Below are 20,843 nucleotides of genomic sequence, written 5' to 3' on the forward strand. Positions count from 1 at the left end.
CACGCCCCCGGCCCGAATCCCCGCACGCACCTCCGCGGACACACCGACAAGCCCGGCCGGCCCAGGGGCCGACGGGCTGCCGGGAGTTGCGGACGGTCAGGCGTTCGCGCCGAGGACGGCGTTGATCCGCTGCGGGTCACCGCAGACGATCAACAGCGCACCCGCACGGGCCAGTGCCGCGGGCAGTGCCTTGGCGGTGACGTCGTCCGTGCCACCGTTGACGGCGACGATCACGACGGGCCGCCCCGCGATGCGCTCGGCAGAGGCGTCCGCGTAGAACACGTCGTCCGCAGCGTCGTGTTGGGCCCAGTAGGCCGCCTCACCGAAGGACAGCTCATGCGCCGCCCACGGGTGGGGGTCGCCGGTGGTCAGCACCAGGATCTCGCCCGGTGCCCGCCCGGAGTCCAACAGCAGATCAACGGCCTCGTCGGCGGCGTCGATCGCGCCACCTTCGGGTGCCGGGATCAGCTGGAGCTGGGCTCCCGCGGCGGGGGTGGCAGCCTTCGCGGCGGGCATCTGGGAGCCGGTGCGCTGCGCCGGCGGAGCGGCGACAGGCCCACGCGGCGGCGCAGCGGGTCCGGGCTTGCCCGGACGGACACCGGCCGCGGGGGCGCCACGCGGAGGTGCGGGGCGGGGACCGGGACCGGGAACAGGACGGGGGGTCGGCGCGGTACGGCCGGCGGCCGGAGTAGCGCGGGGACCCGGGACACTCTCGTGAATCTGAGGCTCCTCGGGGATGAGAGGCATGAAGGGATGTCTATCAAACGTAAGTGCGGGACATGACAGCGGGTACTGCATTTATGTCCGCACCGCTCAGAAGTCGAAGCCGAGTTGGCCACCGGCCTCCAGAGCGGCTGCTTCGGGGGTGACGCGCACCTTCTTCAGGTGCCGCCACCGGGGCAGGGCATCCATGTAGGACCACGACACTCGGTGGTGCGGCGTAGGACCGTACTCCTCCAGGGCGATGCGATGGGTCGGCGAGGGGTATCCGGCGTTGGCCTCGAAGGCGAAGTCGCCGTATTGGAGGCCGAGTTCGGCCATCATCGCGTCGCGCCGCACCTTGGCGATCACCGACGCGGCGGCGACCGCGACGCAGGACTGGTCACCCTTGATGACCGTACGGACCCGCCAGGGCGTGCCCAGATAGTCGTGCTTGCCGTCGAGGATGACCGCGTCCGGACGGACCGGCAGCGCCTCCAGGGCGCGCACCGCCGCGAGCCTCAGCGCCGCGGTCATTCCCAGGGCGTCGATCTCCTCCGGGGAGGAGTGCCCCAGGCCGTAGGACGTGACCCAGTCGCCGAGAACATCGCAGAGTTCGGTGCGGCGCTTGGGTGTCAGCAGCTTGGAATCGGTGAGTCCGGCGGGCGGGCGACGCAGACCGGTGATGGCTGCGCAGACGCTGACCGGGCCGGCCCAGGCTCCCCGTCCGACCTCGTCTACACCTGCAACGATCTTGGCACCGGTGGTGGCGCGCAATGATCGCTCGACGGTGTGGGTGGGAGGCTCGTACGGCATGGCGCCAGCAAGGTTACGCCTATTCGGCGCAACCGTGGGCACCGGATCCGCACCTCGCGCCAAACCGTTCGTGCGACCGCTTCCACCGGGACGGAAACGGAAGCTACCAACAGGTACTTTTCGGGGCGAGAGGGGCGGAAGAGAGGGAGGAGGGGGAGGGGGGAGGGGGGAGGGCAAGGTCGGGAGCTGGAGCCGGGACTGCGCGGCGCGCCCCGGAGGACCGGTCTCCGGGGTCGGCGGGTTGAGTGAGGCCGAGGGGTGGCGCACTTGGCAACGAGTCCGGCACGCGGGCATGAAGTCGCCGCCGCACTACGCCCGTTGGGCGGACACACGGCGGGTACGGCACGGCCCAGCCGTCGCGAAAGACCCGGCCGTCGCGAAAGAGCCGGTCGGGCCCAGGGCCGTTGCGGCAGCCCGCGGCCAGCCAGCAGCGCGACCGGTCAGCGGACGACAAGACAGAGGTGCGGTCAATCGGACAGGGAGGGGGCCCATGTCGGGAGGGCCTCAGTGCCCTCCAGCCATGCCTGCGGCGGGGCGCCGCCGCTGCCCGCCGCGACGATGCCGCCGACGATGGCGCAGGTGGTGTCCACGTCACCACCTGCCTGCGCGGTGGCCCAGAACGCCTTCTCGTAGTTGCCGAGGTTGCGTGCGGCGGCCCAGAGGGTGAAGGGCACGGTGTCGTGGGCGCTGGTGCGTCGACCGCAGCCCAGGACGGCGGCGACGGTGCCGGAGTCCGCGTAGTCGAGCATGTCCCGGGCCCGGCGCAGTCCGGCCTGTACGGCGCTGCGGGGGATCAGCTCCATCACCCCGTCGAGCAGATCCTCGGGGCCGAGCCCGCGGGACGGGTCGGCGACCAGGGCGGCCGCGGCGGCGACGGCCATCGCGCCGACGACGGCCTCGCGGTGCTGGTGCGTGATGTACGCGGAGATCTCGGCCTGGTGCGTGGCCTGCTCGGGGTCGTCGGCGTACCAGGCGCCCAGCGGTGCGATACGCATGGCGGCGCCGTTGCCCCATGATCCCTGGCCGTTGAAGAGCCCGGACGCCAGCTCACGCCAGTCGCCGCCCTCGCGGATCAGCCGGAGCATGCGGTTGACGGCGGGACCGTAGCCACGGTCGAAGTCGTGGTGATCGGCGAAGGAGTGGGCCAGCGCGTCCTGGTCGATCCGGCCCTGGGCGGTGAGCACGGCGAGGACGGAACAGGCCATCTCGGTGTCGTCGGTCCACTGCCACGGGACGGGCGGCAGTTCGCGGCGCTTGAGGGCGGGGTAATGGGCGGGGACGAAGAACTGGGATCCGAGGGCATCGCCCACGGCCAGTCCGCGCAGGCTCGCCAGGGCCCGCGTAGAGCGGTCTGCGTCACGGTGGTCGGCGGTCATCGCTGTGCACTCTAACCGGTGACGCCATAAGGCTCGGGTTTACACCAGCTCTCAAACGGCCGATCGAGCGTGTACCGCCCGTCGGGCCCGAGCAGCAGGGTCCGCCACTCCGCGTTACCCGGATTGGACAGCGATTCGAACTCCGCCACCGTCCAGTGGAACCACCGCATGCAGAACAGGCGCATGGTGAGGCCGTGCGTGACGATCAAGACGTTCGGCGGGTGGTCGGGATGCTCGAAGCTGCGCCACAGGCTCTCCAGGAACGCCCCGACCCGGTCGTAGACGTCCGCGCCGGACTCGCCCTGGGCGAAGCGGTAGAAGAAGTGGCCGTAGGCGTCGCGGTACGCCTTCTGGCGCCGTACGTCGTCACGGTCCTGCCAGTTGCCCCAGTCCTGCTCGCGCAGCCGCGGCTCCTCTCGGACCCGGACCTTGTCCGGGTCCAGCCCGAGCTGCTGGAAGGTCTGGTGGGTGCGGCGGTAGGGCGAGACGTAGGCGGAGATTCGTTCGTCGCCGAACATCTCGCGGAGCGGACCGCCGGCTTCCGCCGCCTGACGCATTCCCTTCTCGGTGAGACTGAGCGCGTGATCGGGTTCCCGCTCGTACACGGTGTCGTCGAGATTCCCTTCCGACTCGCCGTGGCGGATGAGAACGATGCGTCGGGGCCGGGCCATGAAGCCACCCTAAATCGCATGCCCTGTACATGCCGCACGCGGCCAAGGGGGCCGGTCCCCTGCCCCGCCTATGGGGCTCTCTTTCCCCCCTCCCCCTCCCCCGCCCCTCCCTCTGCACGCTCCCCGGCGCAGCTTCCCTCTGCCCACCTCCCAGCGCTCAGGGGCCGCGTACCTCCGGCTACCGGGCTACCTCCCGCACGCCGTGGCGACATCGGCCGACCGTCCGTCGCGTATCTCGTACCGGCGACCGCCGAAGCGTCGGCGCAGCAGACGGTCGTGCGAGACGAGGACCACGGCTCCGGGCCACGCCGCCAGGGCCTCCTCCAGCTCTTCGACCAGTGCGAGGGCCAGGTGGTTGGTCGGCTCGTCGAGGAGCAGCAGATCTGCAGGACGGGACAGCAGCCGGGCCAGCGCGAGCCGGCGTCGCTGCCCGGCCGAGAGGGCCCCGACCGGCACATGCAGCTCGCGGTCACGGAACAGCCCGAACGACATCAGAAGGGCAGCGACCTCTTCCCGGTCTCCGGTGAGCCCCCGCCCGAACGCGGCCAACAGTGACTCGGCAGGACGGGAGACCGGTATTTCCTGGGCGAGGTAGCCGATCTGCCCCTGGCGCGTGACCGTGCCGCTGTCCGGTGCGGTGAGGCCCGTCATGACGCGGAGGAGCGTGGTCTTGCCCGCGCCGTTGGCGCCGTGGATCAGGATCCGCTCTCCCGCGGCCACGGAAAGGGCGTCCACCGCCAACCGGTCCCCGACCCGCACTCCGTCGAGGTGGACGAGCGTCCCCTTGGACGTGTCGCTCTCTCCGGCCAGCCCTGCCGCCTGGAAGCGGAGGGGATCCGGTGGGCGCGGGACCGGCTCCTCCCGCAGCCTGCGCAGTCGCTCCTGGGCGTTGCGCACCCGACTGGAGACCGACGCCTGGACCCGGCCCTTGTGCCGGTCGTACGCCATCTTGTTGCCGTCCTTGATGGCCCGACCCTGGGCGACGCTGTGTGCGGTGCCGGCCGAGAAGGCTGCGAGGTGAGCGACCTCCTCCTGCCAGCGGGCATGGTCCTGCTCCCAGCGTCGCCGAGCAGCGGTTTTGGCGGCGACGAAGGTGCCGTACCCGTCGCCGTAGCGGACGATCTCGCGGCGGTCCGCGTCGACCTCGAGGATCGCGGTGGCGACGCGTTGAAGGAAAAGGCGGTCGTGGGAGACGGCGAGGACGGTGCCGGGATGGGCCAGCAGGGCGTCTTCCAGCCAGCGGAGGGCTGCCGTGTCGAGATGGTTGGTCGGCTCGTCGAGGAGCATGACCTCGGGCGCCGCGGCGATCAGGCAGGCGAGCCCCAGCCGAGCCTGTTCCCCTCCTGACAGGCTGCCGAGTGGGCGGTCATGACCGATGCGTTCCAGCCCGAGGCCGTGCAGCGCCTTCTCGACGCGAGCATCGGCTTCATAGCCACCGCGCAGCTCGAAGAGTGTGAGCAGATCGCCGTACTCCGACAGTTCTTCGGCTGTCGCCGAGCCGAGCTCGGTCTCCAGCGCGCGAAGTCTGCTCTCCATCTTCCTGAGGTCCGCCAGGGAGGAGTCGATCGCGTCCTGGACGGTGTGATCCGGCGGGAGATCGGGTGTCTGTCCGAGGTAGCCGGTGCCGCCGTCGGCACGGCAGACGACGTGGCCTTCGTCGGGCTGCTCGACGCCCGCGATGATGCGCAGCAGGGTCGACTTCCCGGCGCCGTTCTCGCCCACGATCCCGATGCGGTCGCCGGGTCGCACGGAGAGGGAAACCCCGCTGAACAGCAGGTAGTCGGCGTAGGACTTGGTGATGTCGTGCAACGAGATCTGGGTGGGCAATCAATCCTCCGTGGAGATCGCTCGGGCAGGTAGGACGGACGGGGCAGGTGGGGAGGGTGCGGCGGACCAAAGGTGAGGCAGACAAGAGGCGGAAGGACAGCGCAGCAATCGCAGCGACGGTCTGCGCGACGTGCCGCCTCGGTCGGGCCGGGAGTCGAGGAGATTCAGGGTCTTAAGGGCTGAGGGGGCCGAGGAAGCCGACGAGGCCAAGAGACCGGAGGCGTCGAGGCGGGAGGAACAGCAAGGAAGGGAAGAAGGGACGAAGTGCACGCGCTCATGGCGCGCTCGTACGGAGCGACGCCACAAACGCAACCGAAGTGGCGTTACGCTGATGATGACACGATCGACCCAACTAACGCAACAGGAGTTGCAATTGCCTGACGACGTCACCCCCACGACCCGGGCGACCAAGGCAACCGGAGCGACCAAAGGGACCGAAGGGACCGACAGCCCCGCATCCGACACCAGCGGCCCCTCCCCCTCACCCGGCACCCGACGCCCCGGCGGCCGTACCGCCCGCACCCGAGCCGCCGTCCGCGACGCCGTCCTCGCCGGTCTCACCGAACACGGCTATCCCGGCCTCACCGTCGAATACATCGCCGCGCACTCCGGCGTGCACAAGACGACGCTCTACCGCCGCTGGGGAGACATCGAGGGCATGGTGGCCGATGCCCTGGATCTGGCGGGGGAGGACAGCTGGGAGCCGCCCGACACGGGCTCGCTCGACGGCGATCTGCGCGCTCTGGCCCGCGAGGTGGTCGAGTCCTTCAATGATCAGGCGGTGGCCGCGTCCGTTTCCGCGATGATCGCGGCCGCCTTCCAATCGGAGCGAGCCGCCGTCGCCCTGCGCGCCTATTACACCGAGCGGTTCGCGCGCTGCGAGACGATCGTCGAACGTGCCGTGACCCGTGGAGAGTTGCCCACGGGAGCCGAAGGGGGCCCCGGGCACGCGATCGACGCCGGCAGCCTCGTCCGGTCCGTCTCCGCGCCGCTCTTCTTCCGCCTGTTCACCACCCGGGAGCCGGTCGACGTGGCGCTCGCCGACCAGTCAGCGGCGGCAGCGGTGGCCGCCGCCCGCGCCGGGGTGTTCGGTGCCGGCAACGCGCACGCTGCCCGAAACGGCTCCTGACCAGGGCCGTCACACCGTCCACGAAGGTTCGAGCTGCACCACATCGCCCGCGATCGCCTGCACATCCGCGGCTATCTGGGCCCGCAGCGCCAGCCGTTCCACCCGCTCCGGCCGGTACTTCCCTCGCTCGGCGGCGGACTGCCACAGGGACAACACCAAGAACTCCTCCCCCGGCGCCCGCCCCAGCATCCCCCGGAGCATTCCCGGCGACCCCGCCATCGCCGGGTTCCAGACCTTCTCCTGCATCAGCATGAAGTGGTCCACCCGGTCCTCGCGTACCTGGCAGTGCGCGAGCCGCAACACGTCGGCGTCGCCGAACGCAGGCCGAAAACCGACCTTCACATCGAATTCGTGCTCGAAGAGACGCACTTGGGCGTCCTTGTGGGTACCGACCTGGGCGGCAGCCAGCCGGGCGTAGGAACGCGCCATGAAGGAGTCGTAGAACGCCCGGCTCTCCCAGAAGGCCACCAGATGCGCGACCCCGGGACGGGTGCGGCTCCACCCCCCGCCCTGCCCTCGAAACCCCGGCTCACCCAGCAGCCCCGCCCATTTCCGCTGCCCCCGCTCGAACCCTCGACGGTCCACAACGGTGAGGCGAATCCACTTGACCAGCACCGCGCCATCGTAAGGCCCCTGGGCCGCAGGGCATCACTGCGCGTCACACGCACATACCGCCCCGAACTGCCTTACAGCACTGGGCCGATGGGCGTCCGCACCCCCAGCCGGTGGCCGCCCTGCTCCGCCGCCTCCAGGTACACGCGCTCCGATGGAAGCGCCCGCCGATCTGCACGCCGTACGGAACCCCGCTCACCACCCCCGAGAGCCAGTCGCCACCGGTAGGCCGACAAGGCTCGCGGTCATGCCCGGCCTCGTCGGCACCGGTCACCTTCCCCCGTCCCCTGGCCGGAACTCTGCGCTCAACCACCGCGCTCTGCGGACAGCCCGCTCCCGCCTCATTGTCGAAGCCCACCAACGCCTCGCACCGCGACCGGGCGGCACGCGTGGACCTCACCTTCGCCGTATGCCTGAATACGGACGCCCGGATCGGGCCGACCTTCCTACGCCGAGCCACTGATCAACCGCGGTGGTCATCTCAGCCATCTCCGGGCGAGGCGGCCGGCGGACCGCGCCACCATGGCTCGGCGCGGCGATCAACACGAGGCCATACGGCAGGCGTTGGCATTCCCCCCCCACCGTGCCCCGGGCTCCCGGGCCGGCCGGACGGCCAGGCGGGTAGCCGCGCGGGCCGCCGAACAGGGCGCATTCAAGCCACCGCTAGTGCCCACTCCACACAACCCCCATGTGGATCGGCGCACTTCAGCCCACCCCACGAGCCTCCCGGCGTGGCACGATGGTCAAACAACGGGGAGTCTTGGGGAGTTGCCCGCGACCAGCGCGCGGACGGTCCCCGCATTTCCAGGATCCCTCCGGCAGCCTGCCGACGATCGGGCGTACGGCCCCCTCGACGCCAGGCCGGACCGGCGCCGGGCCCTGCGAGGAGCCGTTCCGCGCAACCGGGCCGACCGGTTCGACGCATGTTCGACCACACAAAGGAAGGGAAGCCCGGTGAGCACGCTCAACAAAGGGATCGAGAAGGTCGAGGTCACGCTCAAGTGGGACCCCAGCCCCCTCGGCGCGCCGGATAACGATCTCGACCTCGTCGCCGCGACGTACACGGACGCGCCGCACAACGACCCGGCATACCTGGTGCACTTCGACAGCCGGTCGCCCGACGGCACCATCACGCTGAACCGGGACAGCCGGACGGGCCAGGGATTCGGCTTCGACGAGGTCATGACCCTTGAACTGGGCCGACTGGCCGAGACGTACACGCGCGTAGTGGTGGGAGTCGCCATCCAGCAGCGCGAGGGCCGGAAGACCTTCGGTGACATAGAGAACACCCACGTCCTGGTCCGCGAGGGCTATACGGACCTGGCGGAGAACGATTTCGCCGATGTCGCGGGGGCCACCGCCGCGAGGGTCGCCGTCTTCGCCCGGGACGAGCACGGCGAATGGCGGTTCCACGCGGACGTCCGGGGCTTCGACACCGACCCCGACGAGTTCGCCGGCCTGATGGGCAGCTGACCCGGAGCGCTCGCCGCCGCACCGACCGGCACCTGACCCACGCGCGTCCCGGCCGCCGAGCGGGCAGACGGCGCGTCGGTCGATGGCGACGGGAAACGCGCAACCGGTCGCCCCTGGGACAGCTTCCATCGGTCGACGGCCAAGGCAGGCTGATCCGGCACGGGCAGTGCAGCGCCGGCCGTCAACTCCCGGCCGTCCCAAGCACCTTGCCTCAGCTCGGTACGCATGGCAGCGGCGGGGGAAAAGCCTCAGGCACTCCCCCGCCGCTCATCCATAACGGATCGCCGCTCCCCGCACGAAACGCCCCCGCTCCACACACCCCTCGCATCCACTCCCCCGCGCCCCTCAGCCCTCCCGCTGACGCCGGCGGTGTGCCGCGACGCGCTCCCGCGAAGCGCAGGGGGTCGAGCAGTAACGGCGGGCGCTCCCCGGGCCGGTGCCCAGGTAGAGGTTGGCGCAGCGGGGGGAGTCACACGCGCCCCAGGGGACGCGACCGTACTCGGTGAGGATCTGCGCCAGCGTCAGCGCGCCTGCCGCGAGGAACCAGTCGGCCCAGCTCGCGTCGTCGCCCCGGTCGACATGCAGGTGCCAGGCGTGGCCGTCGTGGCGGGAGAGGCGCGGACGGGCGCCGCACTCGGCGAGCAGGTCGTTGAGGCCCTGCGCGGCCCGGTCGGTGTCGGTCTCCGTCAGTACCCCGGTGATGCGGACGACGGCGCTCCGCAGGTCGTCGGCGTCCTTGGGCGAGAACGACTGCTCGGTGAGGTCGCCCGGGCTCTCCCCGTGCCGGGCGAGCAGCTCCGCCATCTCCTCCCTGGGCAGCTCGGGGTCCGCGCGGACCGCGTTCGCCAGGTCGATCAACCTCTGGGCAGGCCGAAACCCCTGCCCCTCGCCGGTCATTGCGCCCCTGCCGCCACTCATGTGCCGCCCACTCCTTCCGTCCCCTGAGAAGCCCATGCCGCCTCCGCGCCAAAGCCTGCGCGCGTGAGCTACCAGCCGTGCGCGCATCACCCGCACCGCCCGCCCCACCGACCGCCTTCGCCACCCCCCTCAGGCCGCACCCTCTACTGTACCTTTCCGTATCGTCTTAGCTATATAAGCCGTTACGGAATCCTGCACAGCACGGAAAGGGCCGGAGGGCTTCATGCCACAACGAACCACCGATTCCGCTGACCCCACCGGCCCCACCGGTTCCGCGTCCGCCTCCGCGCCCGCCGCTTCCCCCGGCTTACGGCGCTATCTGGCCACCGCCTTCCTGGCCAGGCTGGCAGACGAAGGCGTGTCCGTGGGATTGCTCCTTCTGACGCTGCACCGCACCGGAGGCGCGGCCCAAGGGGCGTTCATCCTCACCGCGTGGATGGCACCGCACGTGGTCGCCGCGCCCCTCGTGGGCGCCATGGCGAGCCGGTTGCGGCGCCCCAGGGTCTTCTACTTCGGTGCTCTGGCCGGCTTCGCAGCGGCCATCGGGGCACTGGCGACCCTTGTCGGGCGCGCTCCCCTACCGGTCACACTGGCCGTCGCGCTCTTGGGAGGCGCCTGCGGCCCGGTGGTGTCCGGCGGCCTGTCCAGCCTGATCGCCGCACTCATGCCGCACGGCGCACCGCGAAACCGCGCCTACGCACTGGACGCGGCGGTCTACAACGCCGCCTCCGTCGCCGGTCCCGGCGTCGTCAGCGTCCTGGCAGCCACGGTGGCGCCCGACCCCGCGATGGGTCTGCTGGCCGGGGCGGCTGCCTGTGCCGCTGCGTTGGCGGCCGCGCTGCCCTTCGGTTCCTCTCTCCCCGGCGCTACGACCGGCGTCGCCCGCCCCGGCACCCTGCGGGCGGATGTGGCAGCGGGCCTGGCCGCTGTCCTGCGCATCCGCGAGCTGCGTGCGATCACCGCGGCCACCTGCCTGGCGTTCGTCGGTGTCGGTGGCATGACCACAGCGACGGTGCTGCTCGGCGATCACCGGGGAGACCCGGGCAGCGGCAGCATCCTGATGACGGCGTTCGCCTGCGGGGCACTCGCCGGTGCCCTGATTCTCGCCACATGGCAGCCGGCGCTTCCGGTGCCGCACCTCGCCACCGCGGCCCTGTTCGGCACCGGATTCGCACTGGCAGGCGCCGCACTCGTACCGTCCCTGACCGCTTGCACGGCGCTGTTCGCCGTCGCGGGGCTGTGCGACGGTCCCCTGCTGACCGCGACCCTGCGCATCCGAGCCGCCCACGCCCCACCGGCCACTCGGGCCCAGGTCTTCACGCTCGGCGCCGGGCTGAAGATCACCGCGGCCGCCTGCGGCGCCACGCTCGCCGGCCTGGCCGCCGCCCTGCCCCCGGCGATGCTGTTGCTAGGCATCGCGACGCTGCACATATGGGCCGGACTGCTCTACATCGGCCTCCGGAGGCGTACGGACGGCCGCGCCACCGACCGCACGGGGACAGGGCAGGACGAACGCCATCGGGCCACCCGGTAGCCCCGCCGCTCCCCGGCCCGGAGCAGGCGCGGGCCGCCAACGCCGAAGCGGGGACCGACAGTAGGTCGGTCCCCGCTCCCCCGGTCATCTCAGACCGGTACGGCGTTCACAGCGATCGCGCTCAGCTGCAGCCGCTCGTCGAGCCGCAGCCCTCGCACAGGTAGCAGCTGCCGGCCCGCTGCATCTTCGTGCCGCAGGAGAAGCAGAGCGGCGCGTCGGCGTTGATGCCCAGCTGCATCTCGACCAGTTCCGCGTTGGTGTGCGCCTGCTTGGGAGCCGGCGCGGCGGCCTCCTCGACGATCTTCGTCGCCGGGGTGTCCTTCTGCGGCGCCTCGGACTGCAGGTGCGCGGACTGGGCCAGCCCCTCCACGTCGACCTCGTCGTTCGGCTCGTACGAACCGGTGTCCAGGTGACGCTGGCGCTCCTCGACGGAGTGGATACCGAGCGCGGAACGGGTCTCGAAGGGCAGGAAGTCCAGCGCCAGGCGGCGGAAGATGTAGTCGACGATCGACTGCGCCATCCGCACGTCCGGGTCGTCCGTCATGCCGGCCGGCTCGAAGCGCATGTTGGTGAACTTCGAGACGTAGGTCTCCAGCGGCACGCCGTACTGGAGGCCCACCGAAACCGCGATGGAGAAGGCGTCCATCATGCCCGCGAGGGTCGAGCCCTGCTTGGACATCTTCAGGAAGACCTCGCCCAGACCGTCGTCCGGGTAGGAGTTGGCGGTCATGTAGCCCTCGGCGCCGCCCACGGTGAAGGAGGTGGTGATGCCGGGACGACCCTTCGGGAGGCGCTTGCGCACCGGGCGGTACTCGACGACCTTCTTCTCGGCCGGAGCCTCGGCCTTGGCCTTGGCCTCGGGCTCCTTCTTCTTGGCCGAGAGCGGCTGGCCGACCTTGCAGTTGTCGCGGTAGATCGCGAGGGCCTTCAGACCGAGCTTCCAGCCCTCGAAGTAGACCTCCTCGATCTCCTCGACGGTGGCGGTCTCCGGGACGTTGACCGTCTTGGAGATCGCACCGGAGAGGAACGGCTGCGCGGCAGCCATCATCCGGACGTGGCCCATGGCGGAGATCGAGCGCACGCCCATGGCGCAGTCGAAGACCTCGTAGTGCTCGGGCTTCAGGCCGGGGGCGTCGACGACATTGCCGTGGTCGGCGATGTGGGCGACGATCGCCTCGACCTGCTCGGGCTGGTAGCCGAGCCGCTTGAGCGCCTTGGGGACCGTGTTGTTCACGATCTGCATGGAGCCGCCGCCGACGAGCTTCTTGAACTTGACCAGGGCCAGGTCCGGCTCGACGCCCGTGGTGTCGCAGTCCATCATCAGGCCGATGGTGCCGGTCGGCGCGAGCACCGACGCCTGCGCGTTACGGAAACCGTTCTTCTCGCCGATGCGCAGCACGTCCTGCCATGCCTCGGTGGCCGCCGCCCAGACCGGGTTGTCCAGGTCGTCCATGCGCACCGCGGTGGCGTTGGCGTCGGAGTGCTGCTTCATGACGCGCTTGTGGGCGTCGGCGTTGCGGGCGTAGCCGTCGTACGGGCCGACGACCGCGGCCAGTTCGGCCGAGCGCTTGTAGGAGGTGCCGGTCATCAGGGAGGTGATGGCACCGGCCAGCGCGCGGCCGCCGTCGGAGTCGTAGGCGTGGCCGGTGGCCATCAGCAGGGCGCCGAGGTTGGCGTAGCCGATACCCAGCTGGCGGTAGGCGCGGGTGGTCTCACCGATCTTCTCGGTGGGGAAGTCCGCGAAGCAGATGGAGATGTCCATCGCGGTGATGACCAGCTCGACGACCTTGGCGAAGCGGTCCGCCTCGAACGTCTGGTTGCCCAGGTCGTCGTCGCGCAGGAACTTCAGGAGGTTGAGCGAGGCGAGGTTGCACGAGGAGTTGTCCAGGTGCATGTACTCGCTGCAGGGGTTGGACGCGGTGATGCGGCCCGACTCCGGCGAGGTGTGCCAGTGGTTGATGGTGTCGTCGTACTGGATGCCCGGGTCGGCACACGCCCAGGCGGCCTCCGCCATCTTGCGGAAGAGACCCTTGGCGTCGACCTCCTCGATGACCTCACCGGTCATCCGGCCGCGCAGGCCGAACTTCGAGCCGGTCTCGACGGCCTTCATGAACTCGTCGTTCACACGGACCGAGTTGTTGGCGTTCTGGTACTGGACGGACGTGATGTCGTCGCCGCCCAGGTCCATGTCGAAGCCGGCGTCGCGCAGCGCGCGGACCTTCTCCTCTTCCTTCACCTTGGTCTCGATGAAGGCCTCGACGTCGGGGTGATCGACGTCCAGGACGACCATCTTGGCCGCGCGGCGGGTGGCGCCGCCCGACTTGATGGTGCCCGCGGAAGCGTCGGCGCCGCGCATGAAGGAGACCGGACCGGAGGCGTTGCCGCCGGAGGAGAGCAGCTCCTTGGAGGAGCGGATGCGGGAGAGGTTCAGGCCGGCGCCGGAGCCGCCCTTGAAGATCATCCCCTCTTCCTTGTACCAGTCCAGGATCGACTCCATGGAGTCGTCCACGGAGAGGATGAAGCAGGCGCTGACCTGCTGCGGCTGCTTGGTGCCGACGTTGAACCACACCGGCGAGTTGAAGCTGAAGACCTGGTGCAGCAGCGCGTACGCCAGCTCGTGCTCGAAGATCTCGGCGTCCGCCGGGGAGGCGAAGTAACCGTTGTCCTCGCCACCCTTGCGGTACGTCTTGACCACACGGTCGATGAGCTGCTTGAGGCTCGACTCCCGCGTCGGCGAACCCACCGCGCCGCGGAAGTACTTGCTCGTGACGATGTTGACCGCGTTCACCGACCAGAAGTCGGGGAACTCGACGCCACGCTGCTCGAAGTTGACCGAGCCGTCGCGCCAGTTGGTCATGACGACGTCACGGCGCGCCCACTCCACCTCGTCGTACGGATGCACGCCGGGGGTGGTGTGGATGCGCTCGATGCGCAGACCCTTGCTCGCCTTGCTGCCCTTGGCGCGGGAGCCTCGTGCCGGGCCGCTCGTCGTCTCTGTCATTCCGCCTCCCTATACGGGCAAACGCCCATATGTGCACACTCATTCCGTGGCACGGTGTATGTCTTGCATATGCCGGGGCGCCTGCTCTAGCCCCGACCAGGTTCTTGGTTGCGCGCCGAACTCAGTCGGCGGCGGTGGCGGTACCGACGGCGAGGGCGCCGGTCGGGCCGCCGGCCTCCCCGTCGCTCCCGCGGTGCTGCCCGGGCGGTCCCAGCTCGCGCTGCTCCCGCAGCTCGGCGATGGCCGCCTCGAAGTCGTCGAGCGAGTCGAAGGCGCGGTAGACCGACGCGAAGCGCAGGTAGGCGACGAGGTCCAGCTCCTGAAGCGGGCCCAGTATGGCGAGCCCGACGTCATGGGTGGACAGCTCGGCGCTGCCGGTGGCGCGCACCGCCTCCTCGACCTGCTGGCCGAGCTTGGCGAGGGCGTCCTCGGTGACCGGGCGGCCCTGGCATGCCTTGCGCACACCCGCGATGACCTTGTTCCGGCTGAAGGGCTCGGTGACACCGCTGCGCTTGATCACCATCAGCGACGCGGTCTCGACGGTCGTGAAGCGGCGCGAGCAGTCGGGGCACTGGCGGCGCCGGCGGATCGACGTGCCGTCGTCCGTGGTGCGGCTGTCGACGACCCGGCTGTCTGGGTGCCTACAGAAGGGGCAGTGCATGGCTCCACCCTCCTCACCCTCGAAAAAACGGACGTACGCCACCGAATCCGGCGTACGACGAATGGCCTCCGACCAGCCCTTTCGGGCCCTTCGGAGCAGCCTCCAGCATAGGCGATCCCCGGAGCCTCGGAGGACCGGCACCACAACTTGTAGGCGGTGAATCGCATTCAAGCACTAGATGTGGTGTCGGGCCGCTTACGAGTGCCTACCGCGTGTCGCGGGGGAGGCGGGCCCGGGGGTCGCCCACGAGCGTACGGGAAGCCACCCGGCCGGCGGGCCGCAGGGGCCGGGATGACAGAATCGGCGCCGGCGCGGCGGACGGCGGCCACGGCGTGCCGTCCACGGAAGAGGCGACCGGAGAACTCGGGCGAAAAGGTACAGCAGAGGCCCGAATTGCCTTTCGGCTATACACCCAGCCACGCGACCAGGTCAGCCAATCAGCGAATATTTCACTCGAACGTGTGTTTGGCGCAACCTTTCGAAAGCTACTACCGTTGGCTAACTAGGGAGAACATTTCGAGAGGGGCCGACGTGACCACCACCGCAGACAGCGCGACCATCACCGCACAAAGCCACTCCCAGAGCCGATTCGAGCCTCCTCAATCGGCACGGAACACGCCGATGGACGACGCCACGTTGGACTCCGAAGAGCCGAAGCCCGCACGCTCGCTACCGGGCCGCCCGCCCGGAATTCGCGCCGACAGTTCGGGGCTCACCGATCGCCAGCGCCGGGTGATCGAAGTGATCCGGGATTCGGTGCAGCGCCGCGGCTATCCGCCGTCCATGCGGGAGATCGGCCAGGCGGTCGGGCTGTCCAGCACCTCCTCGGTCGCCCATCAGCTGATGGCGCTCGAGCGCAAGGGCTTCCTGCGGCGCGACCCGCACCGCCCCCGGGCGTACGAGGTCCGCGGCTCGGACCAGGCCACCAGCGCGGCCACCGAGACCGCCGGCAAGCCCGCGGCTTCCTACGTCCCGCTCGTCGGCCGGATCGCGGCCGGTGGCCCGATCCTCGCCGAGGAGTCGGTCGAGGATGTCTTCCCGCTCCCCCGCCAGCTGGTCGGTGACGGTGAACTCTTCGTGCTGAAGGTCGTCGGTGACTCCATGATCGAGGCCGCGATCTGCGACGGGGACTGGGTCACCGTCCGCCGTCAGCCCGTCGCGGAGAACGGCGACATCGTCGCCGCGATGCTCGACGGCGAGGCCACCGTCAAGCGCTTCAAGCGCGAGGACGGCCATGTGTGGCTGCTGCCGCACAACGCCGCGTACCAGCCGATCCCCGGCGACGAGGCAACCATCCTCGGCAAGGTCGTGGCGGTACTGCGCCGGGTCTGACCCAGCCCTCATGCCGAGCCCCGGAACCACTGCGCCGGTTCCGGGGCTCAGTTCTGTCCCCGCTCGGTTCCCCGCGTGTGGGGCTACTCCCCCGCCTCCGCAACGACGGCCGTCTCGTCCGTCCCGTCCGTGGCCGGCTTCTCGGCCGTCTGTGCGGCGGCGTCGATGGCGGAGAGAGAGCGGCGGACCTGATTGCGGTCGGTCGTGTACCAGAAGTCCGGCATCGACTTCCGCAGGAACGAGCCATAACGGGCCCGCTCCACCCGCGGATCCAGGACCGCGACCACCCCGCGGTCACCGGTGGCACGGACCAGCCGCCCGGCGCCCTGCGCCATCAACAGCGCCGCATGGGTCGCCGCCACGGCCATGAAGCCGTTCCCTCCGGCCTGCTCCACCGCCTTCTGCCTGGCGCTCATCAACGGATCGTCCGGGCGCGGGAACGGCACCCGGTCCATCACCACCAGCTGGCAGTTGGGCCCCGGCACATCCACGCCCTGCCACAGCGAGAGGGTGCCGAACAGGCACGTACGGGCGTCCTCGGCGAAGTGGCGGATCAGCTCGCCGAGCGTCTCCTCGCCCTGGAGCAGGATCGGCATGTCGAGGCGGCCGCGCAGCGCCTCGGCCGCGGCCTGCGCACCGCGCATCGACGAGAAGAGCCCGAGCGTCCGGCCGCCCGCGGCCTCGACCAGCTCCGCCAGCTCATCGAGCATGTCCTCGCGGTTGCCCTCCCTGCCCGGCTGCGCCAGATGCTTGGCGACGTAGAGGATCCCCTGCCGGGAGTAGTCGAAGGGCGAGCCGACGTCGAGACCCTTCCAGACCGGGATGTCCTCGCCCTGGACGCCTTCGGGCGACAGGCCGAGGGAGGCGCCGACGCCGTTGAAGTCGCCGCCGAGTTTGAGGGTGGCGGAGGTCAGCACGACGGAGCGGTCCGCGAAGAGCTTCTCCCGCAGCAGGCCGGACACCGAGAGCGGCGCCACCCGCAGGGACGCGCCGAAGCGGTCATGGCGCTCGTACCAGACGACGTCGTATTCGGAGCCGTTCGCGATGCGCTCGGCGACCGCGTGCACGTTCTCCACCGCGGCGAGGGCTTGTTTGCGGACGGCGTCCTCGTCCTGGACGGATTTGTCGCGGGTCGAGCCGAGTGCGGAGATGACCGTGCGGGCGGCGTCGCGCAGGGACATCAGGCAGTAGCCGAGGTCCTCGGGGATCTCCTCCAGGCGGCCGGGCAGCGCCAGCTCCATCAGCCGCTCGAAGGTCTCCGAGGCGGTCTGGAGCTGGTCGGCGGCCTTTTCGTTGACGAGCTTGGCGGCCCGGCGCACGGCGCGGTTGACCTGTCCCGGGGTGAGCTCGCCGGTGGCGACGCCGGTGACCCGGGAGACCAACTCATGGGCTTCGTCGACGATCAGCACCTCGTGCTGCGGGAGGACCGGCGCGCCCTCGATCGCGTCGATGGCGAGCAGCGCGTGGTTGGTGACGACGACATCGGCGAGCTTGGCCCGCTCCCTGGCGGCCTCGGCGAAGCACTCCGCGCCGTACGCGCACTTCGACGCGCCCAGGCACTCCCGGGAGGACACCGAGACCTGGCCCCAGGCGCGGTCGGAGACACCGGGCGTGAGCGCGTCGCGGTCGCCGGTCTCGGTCTCGTCCGCCCAGTCCCGCAGCCGCAGCAGGTCCTTGCCGAGCTTGCTCGTGGGCGTCGCCTGCTCGAACGGATCGAAGAGGCCGTCCTCCTCTTCCTGCGGGACGCCTTCGTGCAGGCGGTGCAGGCAGAGGTAGTTCGAGCGGCCCTTGAGCATGGCGAACTCGGGCCGGCGGCGCAGCTGCGGATGCAGGGCGTCGACCGTACGGGGCAGGTCGCGCTCGACGAGCTGGCGCTGCAGCGCGAGGGTGGCCGTCGCGACGACCACGCGCTCGCCGTGGGCCAGCGCCGGCACCAGATAGCCGAGGGACTTGCCGGTGCCGGTGCCGGCCTGGACCAGCAGATGGGCGTTGTCGTCCACGGCCTCGGCGACGGCCTCGGCCATCGCCACCTGGCCGGGGCGCTCGGTGCCGCCGACGGCGGTGACGGCGGCATGGAGCAGATCGGGGAGGGAGGGCTTCGTCATAGCGCTGCAAGCCTACGCGGGACCACTGACAGCCGGTCCGGTCACGGGGCGTGCAGGGGGTTGGGGACGGTGCCGTGCACGGCGGCGTGCGGGCGGTCGCTTCGGTCCCGGTAGCCGTCGACGTGCAGCCGGTTGCGGTTCAGGCACAACCGCTCGATCCGGGGGGTGAGCAGGTCGAAGGTCTCGTGCCGCTCCTTGAGCCGGGGGAAGCGCTCGTGGTGGCGCAGGATCTCCGCCCGTACGAGTGACCAGAACTCGGCCTCGGGAACGCCCAGTTGCTCCTCGCACAGCGGTGCGAGGTAGCGGAAGACCCCGACGAAGAGGCCGGAGTGGATGAACTGGGTCAGAAAGGCGGGCGGCTCGGTCAGCAGCACCGTGCGCACGTCGTCCGGCATGGACTGGTGCTCGGGCAGCGGCTGCGAGGTGGTGTTCACGTCGTCGACGAAGTCCTTGACCGCGAGCCGGGTGGGGACGTCGTGCGCGTCGAAGACGACGATGGCGTTCTCGCCGTGCGGGGAGAAGACCGTGCCGTACTGGTAGAGGAAGTGCAGCAGTGGGGGCAGCAGGGCGGCGAAGAGGCGGCGGAGCCAGTCCCGCGGCGCCAGCCCCGAGCGGTGCACCAGCTCCGCGGTCAGGGCGCGGCCCCGGGGGTCGGTCTGCAGGAGCGAGGCGAGGGTGCGGGCGCGCTCGCCGGGGTCGAGGTGGCGGCTGACGGGCTCGCGCCAGATGCAGCCGAGGAGCTCCTTGAACTGGTACGGGACTCTCGGGAGCCGGTCGTAGAGGGGGTGCTCGACGGTGACGGAGGCGGTCTCGCCGAGCAGGATCACCCGGGTCTCGTCGCGCAGGAAGGGGTCCTCGTCGCGCAGGCCGTGGACCCAGCGGGTGACGGCGGGTGCGGCGAGGGTGCGTTCGGTGGGCAGGCCGCGCCAGACAAGGGTGTTGAGGATGGACAGCGGCAGTTTGACCGTGCGGGCCTGCGGGCGGCTGAGATTGAGGAAGGTGCGGATCGACTGCTGCGGGAGCCGGAGGTCGTCGTCGCTCGGCAGTGCGATGAGGGAGCGGTCGGCGAGCTGCGGGGCGAAGAGCGGGGCGATGGTCTCGTCCCACTGCCAGGGGTGCACAGGGAGGTAGAGGTAGTCGTCGGGGTCGCCGCCCTGGCCGGTGACGGCGCGGGCGAAGGCGGCGCGGGTGGCGGGGGTGAGTTCCTCGGCATAGAGGCGGTCGGGGGTGGCGAGGGCGGGGACGCCCCGGTAGTGGGCGAGGCTGTGGTGCGCGGCGAGCCAGGGCAGCCGCTGCGGGGTGCGGGCCTCCGGGGCCCAGCGTTCGGCGTCGGCGGCGGAGAAGCCGAGCCGGCCCTTGTTCGCGACGAGCCAGGGGTGACCGGTCTGGTGGCCTTCTAGGGCGGCGTAGTCGAGGTCGGCGAGGGCGCCGGCGTCTACGGCGGTGGCGTCCAGGCGGGTGTCGGCGGCGAGGGTGGCGGTGAGCTCGCGGATGAGATGGCCGGTGGTGTCGCCGCTCAGGTTCAGCACGGTGTCGTGGGCCTGGGCGAGGAAGTGCAGGGGGTCGGCGTGGGGGGTGATGGAGTCGGGGTCGACGCGCCAGTGGCCGTAGGCGCCGCGCCGGGCGCGGAAGCGGTAGACCAGGTCGTCGGTGACCGGCAGCCGGTAGCGGGGGGTGCCGTCCGGGGCGGTGCCGTCGGGCTCGGGGGTGAGGACTTCCTCGTACGCGAACTCCGACAGGGTCTTGGCGAAGAGGCGGCGGGCGGCGTGCTGCCAGGCGCTGTGCGGGGGCTGGTGCGCAGGAGACAAGGCGGGACTCCTCTGAGCGGGACCGGCCCGGCTCGTGCGGGGACAGCAACCGGGGCGGCACGGTGGACAACGACGGGTGGAGGCGGATCCGGCGGAGAGGTGGACGGGTTGCGGAAGGCCGCGAGATGCGGCGGGTCGGGAACGAGGACCGGGGCCGTCCGTGGACGGCCCCGGTCTCAGAGCTGGTGGCGGTGGGCGCGGTCGCGGATCATCAGGGCCGCGCGTTTGTCGGGCAGCTCGATCTCGTCGGCGTAGCGGAATCCCGCGCCGAGGAACGCGGCGACGGACGGGACGTTGCGCAGATCGGGCTCGGCGATGACGCGTCCGCAGTGCGGCCGGTGGTCGAGGACGAGATCGGCGGTGGCGCGCAGCAGTGTCGTACCGAGGCCGTGTCCGCGGTCGGCACCGCCGCCGATGAGCAGGTGGATGCCGGTGTCCTGGGGCCGGGCCGGGTAGTAGCGGGCCACGGGGTCCAGGTCGGCGCGGTAGATCTCCCAGTAGCTCATCGGCACGCCGTCGAGCACGCCGAGGCAGGGCACGCTCCGTCCGTCACCGCGGAGCTGCGTGAGGAGGTGGGCCGCGGTGGTCTCCGCTGGCCCGGCCAGTTCCCAGAAGGCCGCGACTGCCGGATCGTTCATCCAGGCGGCGATCCGGCCCAGATCGCGGTCCGGTTGGACGGGGAGCAGTGCGAACAGCCCGGCCGGGGTGTCGGCCGGGCCCCAGCCCGCGAGGTGGTCGAGCAGGGCTCCGGCGGCCGGGGCGCCGGGTGGTGCCGGCGGCCGGGCTCCCGCGGCGAGCAACGCGTCCCATTCGGGCGGCAGTTGCAGGTCGAGGGTGTCGTCGGAGCTTGAGCTGAGGCCGGAATCGGTGGGTGGCACGGC

General features: G+C 70.8%; 16 protein-coding genes. 4 read left to right on the forward strand and 12 right to left on the reverse strand.

The window, feature by feature from the left end; all coding sequences use genetic code 11:
* Positions 1-96 precede the first annotated feature (96 nt).
* The 5 genes from QOM21_RS10075 to abc-f all read right to left on the reverse strand — a co-directional run bounded on the left by QOM21_RS10075 (position 97) and on the right by abc-f (position 5,389).
* Positions 97-747, reverse strand: a complete 651-nt coding sequence (locus QOM21_RS10075; RefSeq protein WP_407549460.1) for a hypothetical protein — start codon at positions 745-747, stop codon at positions 97-99.
* A gap of 66 nt (positions 748-813) precedes the next feature.
* The gene (locus QOM21_RS10080; protein WP_407549462.1) at positions 814-1,515 is read right to left on the reverse strand and encodes a ribonuclease HII; all 702 of its coding nucleotides are present in this window, start codon (positions 1,513-1,515) and stop codon (positions 814-816) included.
* A gap of 467 nt (positions 1,516-1,982) precedes the next feature.
* Entirely contained in the window at positions 1,983-2,891 is a 909-nt protein-coding gene (locus tag QOM21_RS10085) for an ADP-ribosylglycohydrolase family protein (RefSeq protein WP_407549464.1), read from the reverse strand.
* A gap of 11 nt (positions 2,892-2,902) precedes the next feature.
* Positions 2,903-3,562 carry a histidine phosphatase family protein gene (locus QOM21_RS10090; RefSeq protein ID WP_407549466.1) on the reverse strand — a complete coding sequence of 220 codons (660 nt, stop codon included), beginning with the start codon at positions 3,560-3,562 and terminating at the stop codon, positions 2,903-2,905.
* A gap of 186 nt (positions 3,563-3,748) precedes the next feature.
* Complete coding sequence (abc-f, locus tag QOM21_RS10095) at positions 3,749-5,389, reverse strand: ribosomal protection-like ABC-F family protein (RefSeq protein ID WP_407549468.1); 1,641 nt, start codon at positions 5,387-5,389, stop codon at positions 3,749-3,751.
* Between the two features lie 373 nt (positions 5,390-5,762).
* Here abc-f and QOM21_RS10100 point away from each other — a divergent pair, with 373 nt between their 5' ends.
* Positions 5,763-6,518: a TetR/AcrR family transcriptional regulator C-terminal ligand-binding domain-containing protein gene (locus tag QOM21_RS10100; protein WP_407549469.1), complete on the forward strand. Its 756-nt coding sequence runs from the start codon at positions 5,763-5,765 to the stop codon at positions 6,516-6,518.
* Positions 6,519-6,527: 9 nt separating this feature from the next.
* On the opposite strand, the gene QOM21_RS10105 is transcribed toward QOM21_RS10100, so the two are convergent.
* The gene (locus tag QOM21_RS10105) at positions 6,528-7,133 is read right to left on the reverse strand and encodes a DUF4937 domain-containing protein (RefSeq protein WP_407549471.1); all 606 of its coding nucleotides are present in this window, start codon (positions 7,131-7,133) and stop codon (positions 6,528-6,530) included.
* 951 nt (positions 7,134-8,084) lie between these two features.
* Here QOM21_RS10105 and QOM21_RS10110 point away from each other — a divergent pair.
* Entirely contained in the window at positions 8,085-8,603 is a 519-nt protein-coding gene (locus QOM21_RS10110; RefSeq protein WP_407549473.1) for a TerD family protein, read from the forward strand.
* 345 nt (positions 8,604-8,948) lie between these two features.
* Here QOM21_RS10110 and QOM21_RS10115 read toward each other — a convergent pair whose 3' ends face one another.
* Positions 8,949-9,521, reverse strand: a complete 573-nt coding sequence (locus QOM21_RS10115; RefSeq protein WP_407549475.1) for a CGNR zinc finger domain-containing protein — start codon at positions 9,519-9,521, stop codon at positions 8,949-8,951.
* 223 nt (positions 9,522-9,744) lie between these two features.
* On the opposite strand from QOM21_RS10115, the gene QOM21_RS10120 reads away from it, so the two are divergent.
* On the forward strand, positions 9,745-11,055 hold the full coding sequence (locus QOM21_RS10120; RefSeq protein WP_407549476.1) for an MFS transporter: 1,311 nt from the start codon (positions 9,745-9,747) through the stop codon (positions 11,053-11,055).
* Between the two features lie 121 nt (positions 11,056-11,176).
* Here QOM21_RS10120 and QOM21_RS10125 read toward each other — a convergent pair whose 3' ends face one another.
* The gene (locus QOM21_RS10125) at positions 11,177-14,056 is read right to left on the reverse strand and encodes a vitamin B12-dependent ribonucleotide reductase (RefSeq protein ID WP_407549478.1); all 2,880 of its coding nucleotides are present in this window, start codon (positions 14,054-14,056) and stop codon (positions 11,177-11,179) included.
* Positions 14,057-14,177: 121 nt separating this feature from the next.
* Complete coding sequence (gene nrdR, locus QOM21_RS10130) at positions 14,178-14,717, reverse strand: transcriptional regulator NrdR (protein WP_393893343.1); 540 nt, start codon at positions 14,715-14,717, stop codon at positions 14,178-14,180.
* Between the two features lie 531 nt (positions 14,718-15,248).
* On the opposite strand from nrdR, the gene lexA reads away from it, so the two are divergent.
* Positions 15,249-16,049, forward strand: coding sequence for a transcriptional repressor LexA (lexA, locus tag QOM21_RS10135; protein ID WP_407549480.1), 801 nt, complete (start codon positions 15,249-15,251; stop codon positions 16,047-16,049).
* Positions 16,050-16,132: 83 nt separating this feature from the next.
* Here the strand turns inward: lexA and QOM21_RS10140 are convergent, their stop codons facing one another.
* From QOM21_RS10140 to QOM21_RS10150, 3 genes are all read right to left on the reverse strand, one after another.
* Complete coding sequence (locus QOM21_RS10140; RefSeq protein WP_407549482.1) at positions 16,133-18,154, reverse strand: ATP-dependent DNA helicase; 2,022 nt, start codon at positions 18,152-18,154, stop codon at positions 16,133-16,135.
* Between the two features lie 41 nt (positions 18,155-18,195).
* On the reverse strand, positions 18,196-19,962 hold the full coding sequence (locus QOM21_RS10145; RefSeq protein WP_407549484.1) for an IucA/IucC family protein: 1,767 nt from the start codon (positions 19,960-19,962) through the stop codon (positions 18,196-18,198).
* A 176-nt stretch (positions 19,963-20,138) separates the two neighbouring features.
* Positions 20,139-20,840, reverse strand: coding sequence for a GNAT family N-acetyltransferase (locus QOM21_RS10150; protein WP_407549486.1), 702 nt, complete (start codon positions 20,838-20,840; stop codon positions 20,139-20,141).
* Positions 20,841-20,843 lie beyond the last annotated feature (3 nt).

The sequence above is a fragment of the Streptomyces sp. Pv4-95 genome (assembly GCF_045782725.1).
Lineage (GTDB): Bacteria > Actinomycetota > Actinomycetes > Streptomycetales > Streptomycetaceae > Streptomyces.

What these genes read in the sequence shown, in the direction of transcription:
- QOM21_RS10075 (WP_407549460.1), bottom strand. Translation starts at nt 747, where the DNA reads ATGCCTCTCATCCCCGAGGAGCCTCAGATTCACGAGAGTGTCCCGGGT.
- QOM21_RS10080 (WP_407549462.1), bottom strand. Translation starts at nt 1,515, where the DNA reads ATGCCGTACGAGCCTCCCACCCACACCGTCGAGCGATCATTGCGCGCC.
- QOM21_RS10085 (WP_407549464.1), bottom strand. Translation starts at nt 2,891, where the DNA reads ATGACCGCCGACCACCGTGACGCAGACCGCTCTACGCGGGCCCTGGCG.
- QOM21_RS10090 (WP_407549466.1), bottom strand. Translation starts at nt 3,562, where the DNA reads ATGGCCCGGCCCCGACGCATCGTTCTCATCCGCCACGGCGAGTCGGAA.
- QOM21_RS10115 (WP_407549475.1), bottom strand. Translation starts at nt 9,521, where the DNA reads ATGAGTGGCGGCAGGGGCGCAATGACCGGCGAGGGGCAGGGGTTTCGG.
- QOM21_RS10120 (WP_407549476.1), top strand. Translation starts at nt 9,745, where the DNA reads ATGCCACAACGAACCACCGATTCCGCTGACCCCACCGGCCCCACCGGT.
- QOM21_RS10125 (WP_407549478.1), bottom strand. Translation starts at nt 14,056, where the DNA reads ATGACAGAGACGACGAGCGGCCCGGCACGAGGCTCCCGCGCCAAGGGC.
- nrdR (WP_393893343.1), bottom strand. Translation starts at nt 14,717, where the DNA reads ATGCACTGCCCCTTCTGTAGGCACCCAGACAGCCGGGTCGTCGACAGC.
- QOM21_RS10140 (WP_407549482.1), bottom strand. Translation starts at nt 18,154, where the DNA reads ATGACGAAGCCCTCCCTCCCCGATCTGCTCCATGCCGCCGTCACCGCC.